The sequence below is a fragment of the Pseudomonas sp. GL_139_B genome, assembly GCF_057834475.1.
This window is the reverse complement of the sequence record NZ_CM174403.1, coordinates 5,077,082-5,091,902: the sequence shown is the minus strand read 5'-3', so window position 1 is coordinate 5,091,902 and position 14,821 is coordinate 5,077,082. Positions and strand designations below refer to the sequence as shown.

Annotated in this window: 14 protein-coding genes; 3 read left to right on the top strand and 11 right to left on the bottom strand. The window is 60.5% G+C overall.

Features of this window, described 5'->3' with window-relative positions:
- Nucleotides 1–80 precede the first annotated feature (80 nt).
- Entirely contained in the window at nt 81–1,115 is a 1,035-nt protein-coding gene (locus AC3ISI_RS23255) for an alpha/beta fold hydrolase (RefSeq protein WP_489333990.1), read from the top strand.
- 125 nt (nt 1,116–1,240) lie between these two features.
- On the opposite strand, the gene AC3ISI_RS23250 is transcribed toward AC3ISI_RS23255, so the two are convergent.
- The gene (locus tag AC3ISI_RS23250; RefSeq protein WP_489333989.1) at nt 1,241–1,597 is read right to left on the bottom strand and encodes a DUF6124 family protein; all 357 of its coding nucleotides are present in this window, start codon (nt 1,595–1,597) and stop codon (nt 1,241–1,243) included.
- Between the two features lie 547 nt (nt 1,598–2,144).
- Between AC3ISI_RS23250 and AC3ISI_RS23245 the strand changes: the two genes are divergently transcribed.
- A complete protein-coding gene (locus tag AC3ISI_RS23245; protein WP_489333988.1) occupies nt 2,145–2,810 on the top strand; it encodes a DsbA family oxidoreductase in 666 nt (221 codons plus the stop codon).
- Between the two features lie 47 nt (nt 2,811–2,857).
- Here AC3ISI_RS23245 and AC3ISI_RS23240 read toward each other — a convergent pair whose 3' ends face one another.
- From AC3ISI_RS23240 to AC3ISI_RS23220, 5 genes are all read right to left on the bottom strand, one after another.
- A complete protein-coding gene (locus AC3ISI_RS23240; protein WP_489333987.1) occupies nt 2,858–4,246 on the bottom strand; it encodes a sigma-54-dependent transcriptional regulator in 1,389 nt (462 codons plus the stop codon).
- Nucleotides 4,236–6,008: a sensor histidine kinase gene (locus AC3ISI_RS23235; protein WP_489333986.1), complete on the bottom strand. Its 1,773-nt coding sequence runs from the start codon at nt 6,006–6,008 to the stop codon at nt 4,236–4,238. The genes AC3ISI_RS23240 and AC3ISI_RS23235 overlap by 11 nt, the downstream gene beginning before the upstream one ends.
- Nucleotides 6,009–6,125: 117 nt before the next feature.
- Nucleotides 6,126–7,004, bottom strand: coding sequence for an alpha/beta hydrolase (locus AC3ISI_RS23230; RefSeq protein WP_489333985.1), 879 nt, complete (start codon nt 7,002–7,004; stop codon nt 6,126–6,128).
- A complete protein-coding gene (locus tag AC3ISI_RS23225; RefSeq protein ID WP_489333984.1) occupies nt 7,001–8,395 on the bottom strand; it encodes an aspartate aminotransferase family protein in 1,395 nt (464 codons plus the stop codon). The genes AC3ISI_RS23230 and AC3ISI_RS23225 overlap by 4 nt, the downstream gene beginning before the upstream one ends.
- A complete protein-coding gene (locus tag AC3ISI_RS23220) occupies nt 8,388–9,098 on the bottom strand; it encodes an MtnX-like HAD-IB family phosphatase (RefSeq protein ID WP_489333983.1) in 711 nt (236 codons plus the stop codon). Before AC3ISI_RS23220 ends, AC3ISI_RS23225 begins: the two co-directional genes overlap by 8 nt.
- 220 nt (nt 9,099–9,318) lie before the next feature.
- On the opposite strand from AC3ISI_RS23220, the gene AC3ISI_RS23215 reads away from it, so the two are divergent.
- The gene (locus tag AC3ISI_RS23215) at nt 9,319–10,080 is read left to right on the top strand and encodes a MipA/OmpV family protein (RefSeq protein ID WP_489333982.1); all 762 of its coding nucleotides are present in this window, start codon (nt 9,319–9,321) and stop codon (nt 10,078–10,080) included.
- 78 nt (nt 10,081–10,158) lie between these two features.
- Here AC3ISI_RS23215 and AC3ISI_RS23210 read toward each other — a convergent pair whose 3' ends face one another.
- From AC3ISI_RS23210 to aauS, 5 genes are all read right to left on the bottom strand, one after another.
- Complete coding sequence (locus AC3ISI_RS23210) at nt 10,159–10,560, bottom strand: DMT family transporter (protein ID WP_489333981.1); 402 nt, start codon at nt 10,558–10,560, stop codon at nt 10,159–10,161.
- On the bottom strand, nt 10,553–10,927 hold the full coding sequence (locus AC3ISI_RS23205) for a DMT family transporter (protein ID WP_489337775.1): 375 nt from the start codon (nt 10,925–10,927) through the stop codon (nt 10,553–10,555). The genes AC3ISI_RS23210 and AC3ISI_RS23205 overlap by 8 nt, the downstream gene beginning before the upstream one ends.
- 261 nt (nt 10,928–11,188) lie before the next feature.
- Nucleotides 11,189–11,518, bottom strand: coding sequence for a GlpM family protein (locus AC3ISI_RS23200; RefSeq protein ID WP_489337774.1), 330 nt, complete (start codon nt 11,516–11,518; stop codon nt 11,189–11,191).
- 8 nt (nt 11,519–11,526) lie between these two features.
- Nucleotides 11,527–12,855, bottom strand: a complete 1,329-nt coding sequence (gene aauR, locus AC3ISI_RS23195; protein WP_489333980.1) for a two-component response regulator AauR — start codon at nt 12,853–12,855, stop codon at nt 11,527–11,529.
- Nucleotides 12,852–14,753: a two-component sensor histidine kinase AauS gene (gene aauS / locus AC3ISI_RS23190; RefSeq protein WP_489333979.1), complete on the bottom strand. Its 1,902-nt coding sequence runs from the start codon at nt 14,751–14,753 to the stop codon at nt 12,852–12,854. Before aauS ends, aauR begins: the two co-directional genes overlap by 4 nt.
- Between the last annotated feature and the right edge of the window lie 68 nt (nt 14,754–14,821).

Genomic DNA, 14,821 nt, shown 5'->3' with positions numbered 1-14,821 from the left:
GTCATGGAACTGTGGCAGCGCGCTTGAACAAACATCATCAGACTCGCGCTCTACTGGGGTTCTGCGTTTTGGTGTTTTTCATGGGTGCTTCATTTTTTTCAAGAGTCGTATTGTTGGCCGCGCTGCTGTTCGGCCTGCCGTCTTTTGCGGCGTCTCGTTGTGATGTCAACGTTCCAACCGAACACGCCGATCTGGCGCAGGTGAGCCTGGCGTACCAGAGCATCGGCCGTGCGTCGGACCCTGCATTGCTGCTGGTGATGGGCCTGGGCGGACAATTGATTCACTGGCCGGACGAAGTGGTGGTTGCGCTGTGTCAGCAGGGCTTTCGGGTGATTCGTTACGACAACCGTGACGTCGGCCTGTCCACGTGGCGGCAAGCGCCGGCCGAGGCCAACCTGACCTTCGAAGCCTTGCGCTACAAACTCGGCTTGCCGGTGTCGGCGCCGTACACCTTGACCGACATGGCCGATGACGCTTTTGGCCTGATGGATGCGTTGCACGTCGAGCAGTTTCACGTATTGGGCGCGAGCATGGGCGGGATGATTGCCCAGCACATGGCAGCGATGGCGCCGCAACGTGTGGAAAGCCTGACGTTGATCATGACCAGCTCCGGGGCTGAAGGCTTGCCGGCGCCAAGTGAGGCACTGGTGCAATTGTTGTCCCGTCGTGGCGCGCCGAATCGCGAGGTGGCGCTGGAACAACAGGCGGATTTGCTCGCGGCGCTGGGCAGTCCATCGGTAACGGATGATCGCCAGGCGTTGCTGCAGCAAGCGGCGCAGTCCTACGACCGGGCGTTCAACCCGGAAGGCGTGAAGCGCCAGATCATGGCGATCCTCGCCGAGCGCAGTCGCGTGGATCTGCTCAATCAGTTGCGCGTACCGACGCTGGTGGTGCACGGCACGGCCGATCCGCTGTTGCCGGTGATGCACGGTGTGCATCTGGCGGCGCATATCCGGGGCAGTCAGTTGAAGCTGATCCCGGGGTTGGCGCATCGGTTCCAGGAGGCATTCAAGGAACCGTTGCTGGCGGCGGTGTTGCCGTACTTGCGGGCCCATCGCGAAGACACTTCGCATTGGGCGCAAATCGACCCGGTTCCGTCCCCAAATCTCTTGTAATCCCCAATCAAAATGTGGGTGCGAGCTTGCTCGCGATGGCAGTGTGTCAGACATGGGTGAGTTGACTGACAAGCCGCCATCGCGAGCAAGCTCGCTCCCACAGTTGATTTTCTGCCGCTTGGGGTTTAGGTGGGGACGACGTTATCCAGCATCCGGTTCACCGCCAGTTCACCGAGCATGACCGAGTGCTGAATGCCGAGCACGGTGTTGCGCTGGGTGCCGTCGACCGTCGCTGCGAAATTGCTCAACATCACACTCGCCGACGCCAGGGATTCACAGGCGTTGACCAGCAGGGTTTCGTGGTCGGTGTCGGCGGCGACGAGGTAGATGGTGCTGGGTTTGCGTGGGGTGTCTTTGGGGATGACCGGTTTCAGGTAGTAATCGAGGGCGCGGTCGGCGGCTTTGTTGAGCTTTTTGGACTCAGGGGTTTCGTAGGGGGAAACGTAGTCGGTTTCCGGTGGGTTCGGAGTAATTTTGAACATTGGGTATTCTTCCTAAAAGTAGAGCCGCAACCTGTCTCGCTACTAAACGGAAAGGGTGGCAGCTGTGCGCAAGTTAGTAGACCGGTAAAGATTACCCAAAAACCCGGCGCGCCCGAGGGCGCCATGCGCACAGCTACCATCAAGCGCAGGTCGAAACCTGACTGGATGACACTTGTGCAACCGAGGATAACCTAGCCGGGCTACTAAACCCGATCACTGGGAATCAGTGACAGGACCAAGTTACCGACGGGACTCCAGGCGCACAAGCCGGCGGATTCTGACGTGGTTGTAGGCGACGGCGCAAGGCGCTGTAGCTTTCAGGAAGTAACCCTAAACAGAATTAAACATACCCCCCAAAACACCGCACAAACCTGTAGGAGCCTGGCTTGCCAGCGATGGCGTCGTGTCAGTCGCTACCTGCTGTGGCTGACACACCGCCATCGCGGGCAAGCCCGGCTCCCACAGGGATTGGGGATGACTGCCAACGCGGGTCAGTCAGGTGTATCGTGCGAACTTTCCAGCGCGATTCAAGCCAGCGAGGTGTGTGATGAGTACCCCTTTGAAAATCGATTTCGTCAGCGACGTGTCCTGCCCCTGGTGCGTTATCGGCTTGTACGGCCTGACCCGGGCGCTGGATATTCTGGGTGATGAGGTCCAGGCCGAGATCCGCTTCCAGCCGTTCGAGCTGAACCCGAAGATGGGCCCCGAAGGGCAGAACATCACCGAACACATCACCGAAAAATACGGCTCGACGCCCGAGCAATCCCAGAAGAACCGCGAAATGATCCGCGCCCGTGGCGCCGAGGTCGGGTTTGCGTTTCGCACCAACGGCAACAGCCGCATCTACAACACGTTCAATGCTCATCGGTTGCTGTACTGGGCAGGGCTGGAAGGCTTGCAGTTCAACCTGAAAGAAGCGCTGTTCAAGGCGTATTTCACCGACGGCGGCAACCCGTCCGATCACGGGCAGTTGGCGCAGATTGCCGAAAGCGTCGGGCTCAATCGGCAGCGGGCCGAGATGATTCTGGCGTCGGATGAATACGCCAAAGAGGTGGTTGAGGAAGAACAGCTGTGGCTGACCCGTGGCGTGAGCTCGGTGCCGACGGTGGTGTTCAACGGTCAGTACGCCGTCACTGGCGGGCAGCCGGTGGAAACGTTTGTCGGGGCGATCCGGCAGATCATGAGCGAGGCGAAGGGCGGAACCGTAAGCTGATACCTGTGGGAGCGAGCTTGCTCGCTCCCACAGGGGGGGGCCGGGAATTAGCGGACGATTTTGTCGACGTGGATTCCCAGTTTTTTCAGCCGATACCAAAAGCTGCGCTCGGAAATCCCGATCAGTTGTGCGGCGGCCGCCTGCACGCCATTGCTCTGCGCCAATGCCGCCAGAATGTAGGATTTCTCCACGTGTGCCAGCGCCGCTTCCAGGTCCGCCGGCACGCTGCCCTCCGCGACCAGAACACCATTGTCAGCGGATCGTGAAGCAAACAAATACGCCGGCAGATCATCCTCTTCAATCACCGCCGCCGACGCGACGATGGTCGCGCGCTCCACGCAGTTTTGCAGCTCTCGAATATTCCCCGGCCACGAATAATTGGCCATTGCCTGCAACGCCTCGGCGCTGAAACCAGTGATGCGTTTACCCGACGTGGCCCCCAGCGTATGGGCGAAATGCCGGGCGAGCGGGGCGATGTCTTCGACCCGCTCACGCAGCGCCGGCAACGGAATCGGGAACACATTGAGGCGGTAGTAAAGGTCTTCGCGAAACTCCTTGTTGGCCACCGCATCCAGCAAATTCTTGTTGGTGGCGGCGATCACCCGCACATCCACCTTGCGCTCGCGCGGATCGCCCACCGGTTCGATCACCCGTTCTTGCAACGCCCGCAGGATCTTCGCCTGCAAGGCCAGCGGCATCTCGCCGATTTCATCCAGAAATAACGTGCCCTTGTCAGCCTGCATGAAGCGCCCGACCCGATCCGTCACGGCGCCGGTAAACGCGCCTTTGCGGTGGCCGAACATTTCGCTTTCCAGCAACCCTTCCGGGATCGCCGCGCAGTTCACCGCGACAAACGGTTTGTCCGCGCGATTGCCGTGTTTGTGGATGGCGCGGGCGACCATTTCCTTGCCGGTGCCGCTCTCGCCGGTCAGCAGGATGGTCGCGTTGCTGTCGCGCACCGAGTCGATGGCGTGCAGCACCCGGCGAAAGCTCGGGCTGTCGCCGATCAGGCTGTCGATCTGCTGGTGTTCGTCGAGCTCGGCGCGCATGCGCTGGTTGTCTTTGAGGATGTCGCGAAACTGCAGGGCTTTGTTGACGGTGATGTCCAGCTCGTCGATGTCGAACGGTTTGGCGATGTAGTCGAAGGCGCCGTTGCGCATCGACTGCACGGCATTTTTCACGGTGCTGTAGGCGGTCATGACGATCACCGGCAAGTGCGGATAGCGGGTTTTGATTTCCGCGAGCAATTGCGGGCCGTCCATGCCGGGCATGCGCCAGTCGCTGATCACCAGGTCGATGTCTTCGACTTCCAGTACTTTGAGTGCATGCAGTCCATTGCCGGCGGTGAATACCTGAATGCCGTTTTGACTCAAGGCCGATGCCAGCAGGTCGCACAGCTTGGGTTCGTCGTCGACCACCAGAACGTTATGTGTCATCACTGCCCCTGTCGAAGTGTTCGCCGTTTGCCGGGATGGACAAGGTGAAGGTCGCCCCGGACTCTTTTTCACTGACGCATTCGATGCGCCCGTCGTGACTTTCCATGATCGAGAAGACCTTGGCCAGACCCAGCCCGGTGCCGGAAGCCTTGGTGGTGACGAACGGCGTGAAGATCCGTTCGAGCATGTCCGCTGCGATGCCCTGGCCGGTGTCGCTGATGCGGATGACGGTGTAGTGCTGCTCGCTGCTGATCCCGACCGTCAGGCGCCCCCCCTCGGGCATGGCGTCGATGGCATTGACGATCAGGTTCAGCCCGGCCTGTTTGAGTTGCCGCGCGTCGGCATACAGGGTCGCGGCAGGCACTTGGTCGTCGATGCGCACCTCGATGTTGTGGCTGGTCAGTTCCGGGGCGCAGAAGCCGATCAGTTCATCCACCAGCGGGCGTGCCAGTTGCGTCGAGCGCATCGGTGCGCTGGGTTTGGCGAAGTCGAGGAAGTCGGTGATCAGGTCGTTGATGCGGCTGACTTCGCTGACCACGTATTCCAGGTGACGTTTGTCGGTGTCGGGCAAGTCGGCGCGCCGGTGCAGCAATTGCGTGGCGGTTTTGATGATGCCCAGCGGGTTGCGGATTTCATGGGCCAGGCCCATCGCCACTTCGCCCAACGCATGCAGACGATCCCGCCGGCGCAGTTGCGACTCCAGATGCTGCAGCTCGCCGAGGCGTTCGCTCATGTGGTTGAAAGTACTGCTCAGTTCCGCCAGCTCGTCGCCGCCGGTGACCTCCAGACGCTGGCGGTAATCGCCGGCAATCACCGCTTGAACACCTTCAGAGAGACTGCGCAAGGGTTTGGTCAGTCGCTGCGACACCAACCAGCCGACCGCCAGGGACGCCCCCGAGCTGAGCAGGAAAATCAGGATGAACAGGCTGCTCTGGTTCACCAGCCCGACAAGACTGGAGTGGCGCAGCAAGCCGCTGAAGATCACGCCTTGCAGCTCGCCGCTTTCATTGAAAATCGGCTTATAGATGCCGCTGTAGCGGCTGGTGAATTGTTCGATCGGTTGCTTGGTGGTGCGCAGAAATTGTTCGATGTCTTCTGGCACGGTCGCTGGATGGTCTTCGAAGCGCTGGCTCGCAAAGATCTCCGAAAAGTCGTCGGCCTTGGCCAGGTACAGGCGCAAATCGAGGGAATGCACATCGGCCACGCTGGTGAGGAAGCTGCTGTCGAGGTACGTCGCGATCACCAGTTTGTAGTCAACGCCGTCCTGGTCGGTCTCGAAGGTCGAGACCACCGTCCCGGTCGCGACGCCGCCGATTTGCAGGGTTTGCAGCACCGCTTTGGGTTCGGTGCTGATTTGCCGGACGATGTCGTCGGCGACGGTGCTGAACACCACTTTGTGATCGCTGTTGCGCACCAGCGTCACCACGTCGATGCCCATGGAATCGGCGATTTCGGTGGTGAGTTTGTTGTGCCTGGCCGACAGTCGATCCGTGGGCGGGCGGGTGTAACGCAGGAACAACTGCGCGGCTCGGGCGTTGTCACGGAGGATTTCGCTGATTTCGTCTTCGACGATCTTGGTCGATTCCTGCAGCCAGATCCGCACATTGCTGTCGAAAATCTGCGACAGCGTGGTGGCCGCCAGTTCGGCGGCGATCATGGTCGGGATCACGCTGACCAGCCAGAACGCCAGCACCAGTTTGCGTTGCAGGCTCCAGCCGGAAAGGGCGAATGGTCGGGTGGTGACGGGTGATTCTTTGGTCATTGAGTTTCGCTTATCACAGCGGGTCCGATCGGATAAACAGTTTCAATACAGTAGCCGACTTCGCCCTGTAGCAGCAGGCTTCGCCAGCTGCTACATGAACCGGATACGGGTTTTGGGTCAGGCCAGTTGGCGGTAATCCTGGCGCATGGTTTGCGGGGCGTAGCCTTGTTGCATGAAACGGTGCTGGATGAAATCCGCGCTCAGCTCTACCACGCGGCGGTATTGCAAGTCGACGGTGATCATGTGGTAGCAATCATCGAGCAAGATCTTCACCACAGGCCCACCGAGTTTTCGCTCCACGTAATCGGCGTTCCAGGGGCTGGTGATGTCGTCTTCGCGTGAGTGCAGCACCAGCGCCGGAGTGGTGATCCGCGGCATGCGTTTTTTCACCGCTGCCACCAGCCGATGCAATTCGCGAACACTGACCCCGGACATGGTCAGCAGCCCGGCGTTGCTGCTTTCGCCGGCCTTCATCTGTCGTTCGACAATCGCGCGCAAGCGTTCGTCCTTGATGCCGAACGGTGATTTTTCGTTGAAGCGGCACAGGTGCACGCCAAACGGAATCGACATCACCAGGCTGCTGAATTTCGCCACCCATGGGATGTTCCAGCCGTCATAACGCAGGGTCGTCGAATACAGCAACAAGCCTTCGATCTGGCCCGGATGCTCAGCGGCCAGGTACATCGACAATACCGCGCCCATCGATAAGCCGCCGACGAACACATGCTGGTGTTTGCGCCGAACGCCGACGAAGGTACTGCGAGCGCTCTCGTACCAGTCGCGCCAACCGGTGGCTTGCAGGTCGGCATTGTCGCTGCAATGGCCAGCCAGGGTCGGCACATACACCGTGCACCCAGCCTTGGCCAGACCCATGGCGACCCGACGCAACTCGGTCGGGGTGCCGGTGAGGCCGTGGATCAACAACACCGCGACCTCCCCTGAGCCGAGAACGAAACCGGCGCTGCCTCCGCCCATATCGATCTCTGCAGCATTCATCGTTTCATGGCCCGATCAAGCAAGCGGTCGAGCAGGGCGATGCCGAGGTCGATTTCCTGGTAGCTGATTTCCAGCGAAGGCGCGAGGGTGATCACGTTTTTGTAATAACCCCCCACGTCGAGGATCAAGCCGAGCCGTTTGCCGTCGATTTCGATGTCGCCCTTCATGCCTTCATCGACCATGAAATCCAGGGTCGCCTTGTCGGGCGTGAAGCCGTCCGGCCCGCAGATTTCACAGCGCAGGGCCAGGCCCAGACCGTCGACGTCGCCGATGATCGGGTAGCGTTTCTGCAAGTCTTTCAGGCCTTCGAGGAAGTATCTGCCCTTGTTCATCACCATGGCGCCATAGTCGAATTCGCTGGTCATCTTGAACATTTCCAGGCCCACCGCCGTGCCCAACGGGTTGGAAGCGAAGGTCGAGTGGGTCGAACCTGGCGGGAAGATTTTCGGGTTGATCAACTCTTCCTTGGCCCAGATGCCGCCCAACGGATTGAGGCCGTTGGTCAGTGCCTTGCCGAAAACGATGACGTCCGGTTTGACGTCGAAGTGCTCGATCGACCACAGCTTGCCGGTGCGGTAGAAGCCCATCTGGATTTCATCGACCACCATCAGGATGCCGTGCTGATCGAGCACATGCTTGAGTTCGCTGTAGAAGTTCATCGGCGGAATCACGTAGCCGCCGGTGCCCTGGATCGGCTCGACGTAGAACGCTGCGTATTCACTCTGGCCGACTTTCGGGTCCCAGACGCCGTTGTATTCGGTCTCGAACAGGCGGGCGAATTGCTGCACGCAATGGCTGCCGTATTCTTCCTTGGTCATGCCTTTCGGGCCGCGGAAGTGGTACGGGAACGGAATGAAATTGGCACGCTCGCCGAAGTGGCCGTAGCGGCGGCGATAACGGTAGCTGGAGGTGATCGACGAGGCGCCGAGAGTCCGGCCGTGGTAACCGCCCTCGAAGGCGAACATCAGGCTTTTGCCGTTGGTGGCGTTACGCACCACTTTCAATGAGTCCTCGATGGACTGCGAACCGCCGACGTTGAAGTGCACGCGACCATCGAGGCCGAACTTCTTCTTGGCATCGACCGCGATCATTTCCGAGAGCTCGATCTTGCCTTTGTGCAGGTATTGGCTGGCGATCTGCGGCAGGGTGTCGATCTGTTGTTTCAGCGCATTGTTCAGGCGCGGGTTGGCGTAACCGAAGTTGACCGCCGAGTACCACATTTGCAGGTCAAGGTAGGCCTGGTCTTCAGTGTCCCAGACGTAGGAACCTTTGCAACGGCTGAAAATGCGCGGTGGGTCGATGTAGTGGACAGTGTCGCCGTACGAGCAATATTTGGCTTCTTTATCCAGGAGGATCTGGTCTTCAGGGGTGGCGATTCGAATATCAGACATGGTGGAAGAGTTCCTGTGTTTCGGCGTTGAAAGTGGTGGCGTTGGCAGCGCTGGTCCCGTCGTTGGTGTGGCGCAGCAGTGCAAGTAACGCAGGGAGTTCGGCGAAGCTGTCAAAGCGTGCATGGGCGATGCCGTTGCGCTCGCAGTGCTCGGCCAGGCGATCCTTGGCGAACACGAAATCGGCAGTGGCGGCCACGCACATGTCGGACTGGCCATCACCGATCACCAGCACCCGTTTGGCGCTGGGGGTGGATTTGCATTTGCAGTTGCCGGAAGCGGCGCGGCAGGCGTCGCTGGCATGCGGGAAGTCGATGCGCCAGCTGTCGTGGCCTTGCTGACGCAAGCGGTTGGCGAGGATCGGCAACAAGCTGACGTAGTGGCGCGCCAGGATCCGGGCGATGCCTTGTTCGATACCATCGCTGACCACTTCAAACGAAGCGCCGAGGCCGATGGCGTGGTCGACGAAGTCGGGGAAGTCCGGGTCGATCTCGATGCTGTCGAAGAACCCGAGCAGTTCACTGGGTGTGGCCTTGACCAGCGCGAGCTGGCGGCTGAGGCATTCACGGGAACCGATGCTACCGGCCAGCCACTCGTTTTCGATCGCTTCCCAACTCGGGTCGGCGAAGCGTTGGAGGATGCTGTCGATCACGTCGGTGCGGGTGATGGTCCCGTCGAAATCACACACGATATGCCAGTCAATCATCTGCTGTACCTATTGGGCGTTGCGCGCTGTCTGCGCTTGCCAAAGGGATAGAGCAGGGACTGTGCCAATCGCGGCTGGCCCCGCGGGGCTGGGGTTTTGGCAGGTTTTGAGTGCTGCGAAGCTACAATTTTTGTAGGTCGCTACAAACAACATGAGTGCTTGCGCAGGGCATGTGGTTCGGGGATTGATGCGCGCATATCCCCGTACAAGGAACTGCCTCATGTCCCGGATCACTGTTGCTCTATTCGCAGCGCTGACGTGCCTTTCAGCCAATGTTTCAGCCAGTGGCATCACCGGAGAGGCCGGGGCGGGCCTCAGCTATCATCCGAGCGATCCGACCGGCAGCCGCTATGAAACCGGGCCAGTGCCGTACTTCGATCTGGACTGGGGCGATGTCAGCCTCGGCACCGACGACGGTCTGACCTGGCATGCGTTGAAGAGCAACGGCTTCAGCGCCGGGCCGTTCTTGAATTACCTGCCGGGCCGGACATCCAACGGCGATCTGCGTGGCTTGCGCGATGTGCCGGACATGGGCGAGGTGGGCGGATTTGTGCAATACGCGCCAGCCGATTTCTGGCGCGTGTTTGCCTCGGTTGGCCAAGCGGTAGGCGGGAACGGCGGACAGGGCGGGGTGCTGGGAAGGGTCGGTGGCGAGGTGGGGTATCCCGTGGGCGGCGGGGTGATCGGCAGTAGCAACCTGACCGCGCATTTCGCCGATGCGCGGCAGAATCAGACGTTCTTCGGGGTCAGCGGTGAGGAATCCCGGGCTTCAGGGTTTCGGCCGTATAACGCGGGGGGCGGATTGCAGAATGTGGTGTTGACCCAAAGCTTTGAGTTTGCGCTGGCAGCGCATTGGTCATTGCTGACCAGTGCCAGCTGGACTCACCTGACGGGTTCGGCGGCGGACAGCAGCATTGTCAAAGCCGTTGGGGATAGCAATCAGGGGGCCGTGCAGGCGGCCATTGCCTACAAATTCAATTGACCGGGACACCGTAATCCCTGTGGGAGCGAGCTTGCTCGCTCCCACAGGGGATTTGTGTCAACTGACAGAAGTGAGGTCTCAGGTTTCTTCGCCCTCGGCCAGCAACGCAATCCCGCCAATAATCACCGCCACCCCCACCCAGTGCAGCCCACTGATCTGCTCTCCCAGCCCCAGCCACGACCCGAGCAAAACCCCTACAAACACTAATGAACTCAGGGGAAACGCCAACGACAAACTGCTGCGCCGCAAGATCAGCATCCACACAAAAAACGCGCCGATGCCACAGCTCACGGCACACAGTACGCCGGGGTCGACCACCACGGCTTGCAGCCAGTGCAGGGTGAACGTCATCTGTCCCAACTGATCGCCGCCCACCTTGGTCGCGATCTGTCCCGCACTTTCCAGGAAAATCAGCAGCGCCCACAGCACCACGGTACCGATCCGCCCGTGTAGCCAATCTATCGGTGTGGAATCAGGCATGGCCGGCACACACGAGCATCACGCCCACCGTAATCACCAGTGTTGCGAGCCAGCGCCGCCGACTGACAGTTTCGCCCAGCACCACTTTGCCCGCCAGCACCACGCCGCAGTAGGCCAGGGCTCCGGCCGGAAACAACAGACTCAAAGGCGCTCGGGACAACGCTTCAAGCCAGACGAAAAATTCCAGTGCATAGGCGCCGATTCCGCCCCACAGCAGCGGCGCGTTGAACACCTGGCCCCAGAAGGCGTTCAGCCGGAAACCGCCTTCGAGTTCCGGCAAACGGTCCAGGCCGAGCTTGAAACAGAGCTGGCCGATGACGTCCAGCACGATGGACAAGGCGACCAGCAGGATGACGGTGAAGGTCAGGTCGGGATCTAAGATGTGCACGGTCAGGATTCACCCTTGGCGGACGCTCCCAGATACCGGGTTCACCAAACATGAAGACCGGCCGGGAGGGCTTTGGGGGTAAATGCAAGGGGCGGGCCAGACATCACGGCAGTGAGCCTGATGGAGATCCCTTGTAGGAGCCGGGATTGCCCGCGATGGCGGTGAGTGTCAGACACGTTCAATGTCGACTTACACACCGCCATCGCGGGCAAGCCCGGCTCCTACAGGGGATTGGGGGTTTCAGGAGTGGAGGCGAACCCAAACGGTGACGAGGATTGTCGCCGCGATCAACCAACCCACCGCCGCCACGGCCAACGAAGCCTCCAACCGCATCCGGTCCACCATCACATACAAGGTCGCCAGGTAAACGAAGTACGGAATGATCGACCACATGCCAAATACGATGGTGGTCTTCAAGTCCTCCACTGTGCGCCCTTTACCGACGATGAAATGCGCAATCAGCGCAAAGGTCGGAAACAACGGCACCAGCCCGGCGATGTAATAGTTTTTGGTCTTGGCCAGCGCCGCCAGAATAAGCACCACCGCCGCGCCCAACGCGGCTTTCAGAATCAGATCCATCAGTGGCTCAGCCCGTACTTTTTGACTTTGTCGAACAACGTGGTCTTGGCCATGCCCAGTTCCAGGCTGGCCTGGGTCAGGTTGCCGCCGCTGCGCTGCAAGGCGTCGCTGAGCAAGTTGCGTTCAAAAGCTTCCACCGCTTCAGCAAAGGCCAGGCCTTGATTGCTACCGCTGGCGCCAGACTTTTTGAAGGCCGGCAGGCCGAGGGCGAAGCGTTCGGCGACGTTGCGCAATTCGCGCACATTGCCCGGCCAGTCGTGGCTCATCAGGTTCGACAGGGTCTGGTTATCCAACTCCGGCACGGCGCGGTCGAAGCGCAGGGACGACTGCTGCAAGAAGTGTTCGAACAGTTGCAGGATGTCCTCGCGACGTTCGCGCAGCGGCGGCAGTTCAAGGGTCACCACGTTCAAGCGGTAATACAGGTCGCTGCGGAATTCACCGGCTCGGCTGGTTTCGGCCAGATCGGACTTGGTGGCCGCGATCACCCGGCAATCCACCGCCACGCTCTGGTTCGAACCGAGGCGTTCGAGGGTGCGTTCCTGCAACACTCGCAGCAGTTTGATTTGCAGCGGCAGGGGCATGCTTTCCACTTCGTCGAGGAACAGCGTGCCGCCGTCGGCGTGTTCGATCTTGCCGATCCGTCGCTTGCCGGCACCGGTGAATGCGTTGGCTTCGTGGCCGAAAATTTCGCTTTCGAACAGGTTTTCCGGCAGACCGCCGCAGTTCAGCGCGACGAATTGTTTGGTGTGGCGGCGACTGAAATCATGCAGGCAGCGCGCGACCAGTTCTTTACCGGTGCCGGTCTCGCCTTCGATCAACACGTTGGCCGAGGTGTCGGCGACGTTGGCGATCAGTTCCCGTAGGTTTTGCATGGCCGGCGAACGACCGATGATGCGACCTTCGAGGGAATCGCGCTCGGCCAGTTGCCGGCGCAATGACGAGACTTCGCGGGCCAGGCTACGTTGTTCCAGCGCACGGCGCGCAACGTCCACCAGGCGTTCCGGGGAGAAGGGTTTCTCCATGAAATCATAGGCGCCTTTTTGCATCGCGCCGACCGCCATGGAGATGTCGCCGTGACCGGTAATGAGCACAACCGGCAAGCTGCGGTCGCGAGCCTTGAGCTGCGTCAGCAGTTCCAGGCCATCGATGCCGGGCAGGCGAATGTCGCTGATGACGATGCCGGCAAAGTTGTCGCCGACCCGTTCCAGTGCTTCTTCGGCGCTGCCCACACCGACGCTGGGAATGTCTTCCAGGGTCAGCGCCTGTTGGCAGCCGAGCAGCACATGAGGATCGTCCTCGACGATCAGCACACTAAGGTCGTTGTTCATATGGGCTCGGCGGAAGTAGGGCTTACCAACGGTAAACTGAGGACGAAAGTGGTACCACCGCTGGCCGGGTGTTCGACACCCAAGTGCCCGCCGGTGGCGGCCGCCAGACTGGCAGACAGGGTCAGGCCGAGGCCCAGTCCTTGTTCACCGGGCTTGGTGGTGAAGAACGGTTCGAACAAATGCTTGCGCGTTTCGGCGTCGATGCCGTGGCCGTTGTCACGTACGCGAAGGCGATATTTGCCGTCGAATACGTCGCCTTCCAGCCAAAGTTCCGGCAACGGTTGGGCCTGCATGGCGTCGAGGGCGTTGCCGATCAGGTTGACCAGGATCTGTTCGAGGCGGGTCTGATCGATCTGCACTTGCACATCTTTGTAATCGCGATGCAGTTGCAGGTGCGCGCTGTCCACCCGACTGCCAAGCAGTTGCAAGGCGGCGTCTACGCCTTTGCCGAGGCTGGCCTGACCTTTGTCATCACCGCGACGAGCGAAAGAGCGCAGGCTGGCAGTGATCCGGCCCATGCGGTCGATCAGTTCGTTGATGGTGTTGAGGTTGGTGCTGGCCACGTCCAGCTGACCCCGCTCAAGAAAGCGCACGGTGTTGCCGGACAAGGTGCGCAGCGCGGCCAGCGGCTGGTTCAATTCGTGGGCGATGCTGGTGGACATTTGGCCGATGGCCGCGAGTTTGCCGGCCTGCACCAGTTCATCCTGGGCGCGGCGCAGCGTCTCTTCCGCGTGCCGGCGCTCGCGGATTTGGCCCTTGAGCCGTTCGTTGCTGGCGCGCAGGTCGGTGGTGCGTTCGGTAATCCGACGCTCCAGTTGATTGTTGGCTTCCTGCAAGGCTTCCCGGGCTGCAAGTCGGGTGGCGATGACCTTGCGCCGCTCGTTCCAGGCGATCAGCAGAAACGCCACCAGGGCGAATGCGATAGCCACCAGAATCCCCTGATTGATCGCTTCACGGCGCAAATCCTGAAGTGGCGTGAGCAGGGTGAAGTTCCACGGCGTGTCGCTCAAGGGCCGGGTCTGGGCCAGGTAGCTGATGTCTTCTTCGCCAGCCTTCACTTCGCTGTTGGCGGGGAAGGTCAGCTTCTCGACACCCTCGGCCAGGGTTTCACGGGCCAGCGGTTGCAGTTCATTCAGCGGAAACCAGTAGTACTGGAGGCTGCGGGCGAGTTTTTCTTTGGTCTCATCGCTCAACGGCACGACTGACTTGAGGCGCCGCGCCGGATCACTGGAGAGAATGATGATGCCGTTTTCGTCGCTGACGAAGGCTTCGAGGCGCGCCCGCTGCCAACGCTCCTCCAGGGCTTCGAGGCGGACTTTGACCACCGCGACGCCGATGATCTTGCCGTGTTCTTCCAGGCCGTGGGCCAGGTAGTAGCCGGGTTCACCGTTGGTGCTGCCGATGCCGTAGAAACGTCCCGACTGGCCGCGAATGGCGTTCTGGAAATAGGCGCGGAAGGACAGGTCTTCACCCAGATAACTGTCGACATCGCGCCAGTTACTGGTGGCCAGGACACGACCGGTGGTGTCCATTACGTAGATAGCCCGACTGCGGCTGCGCCGGTTCAGGCCTTCAAGGTAATCGTTGACCGTTTGCCGGTGTTCCGGCGACGGGTCGGCCAGCAGTGTGGACACACTGGTTTCGAGTTCCAACAGGCTGGGCAGGTAGGTGTATTTGCTGATCTCGCTCTCGACGGCGCGGGCGTGCAGTTCGAGCTGACGCTGGCCGTTCTCGCTGAGGCTGCGAATCCCATAGTGTTCACTGAGCCAGAAGCCAGCGTAACCCAGTCCGATCATCAGGGTGATGATCAGCGGCGGCAGTAACACGTGGCGAATCAGACGGGGTTTCACGGCAAGTGATGGCGTTGCTGCGCGATAGAGAGTGGGGTCGCATTTCATCACAGATGCCTTGGGTCAACCACAACACAAATCCGAACCTTGCACCGACCCCCTGTAGGAGCCGGCTT

What these genes read in the sequence shown, in the direction of transcription:
- AC3ISI_RS23220 (WP_489333983.1), bottom strand. Translation starts at nt 9,098, where the DNA reads ATGATTGACTGGCATATCGTGTGTGATTTCGACGGGACCATCACCCGC.
- AC3ISI_RS23215 (WP_489333982.1), top strand. Translation starts at nt 9,319, where the DNA reads ATGTCCCGGATCACTGTTGCTCTATTCGCAGCGCTGACGTGCCTTTCA.
- AC3ISI_RS23250 (WP_489333989.1), bottom strand. Translation starts at nt 1,597, where the DNA reads ATGTTCAAAATTACTCCGAACCCACCGGAAACCGACTACGTTTCCCCC.
- AC3ISI_RS23245 (WP_489333988.1), top strand. Translation starts at nt 2,145, where the DNA reads ATGAGTACCCCTTTGAAAATCGATTTCGTCAGCGACGTGTCCTGCCCC.
- AC3ISI_RS23255 (WP_489333990.1), top strand. Translation starts at nt 81, where the DNA reads ATGGGTGCTTCATTTTTTTCAAGAGTCGTATTGTTGGCCGCGCTGCTG.
- AC3ISI_RS23235 (WP_489333986.1), bottom strand. Translation starts at nt 6,008, where the DNA reads ATGACCAAAGAATCACCCGTCACCACCCGACCATTCGCCCTTTCCGGC.
- AC3ISI_RS23225 (WP_489333984.1), bottom strand. Translation starts at nt 8,395, where the DNA reads ATGTCTGATATTCGAATCGCCACCCCTGAAGACCAGATCCTCCTGGAT.
- aauR (WP_489333980.1), bottom strand. Translation starts at nt 12,855, where the DNA reads ATGAACAACGACCTTAGTGTGCTGATCGTCGAGGACGATCCTCATGTG.
- aauS (WP_489333979.1), bottom strand. Translation starts at nt 14,753, where the DNA reads ATGAAATGCGACCCCACTCTCTATCGCGCAGCAACGCCATCACTTGCC.
- AC3ISI_RS23240 (WP_489333987.1), bottom strand. Translation starts at nt 4,246, where the DNA reads ATGACACATAACGTTCTGGTGGTCGACGACGAACCCAAGCTGTGCGAC.
- AC3ISI_RS23210 (WP_489333981.1), bottom strand. Translation starts at nt 10,560, where the DNA reads ATGCCTGATTCCACACCGATAGATTGGCTACACGGGCGGATCGGTACC.
- AC3ISI_RS23230 (WP_489333985.1), bottom strand. Translation starts at nt 7,004, where the DNA reads ATGAATGCTGCAGAGATCGATATGGGCGGAGGCAGCGCCGGTTTCGTT.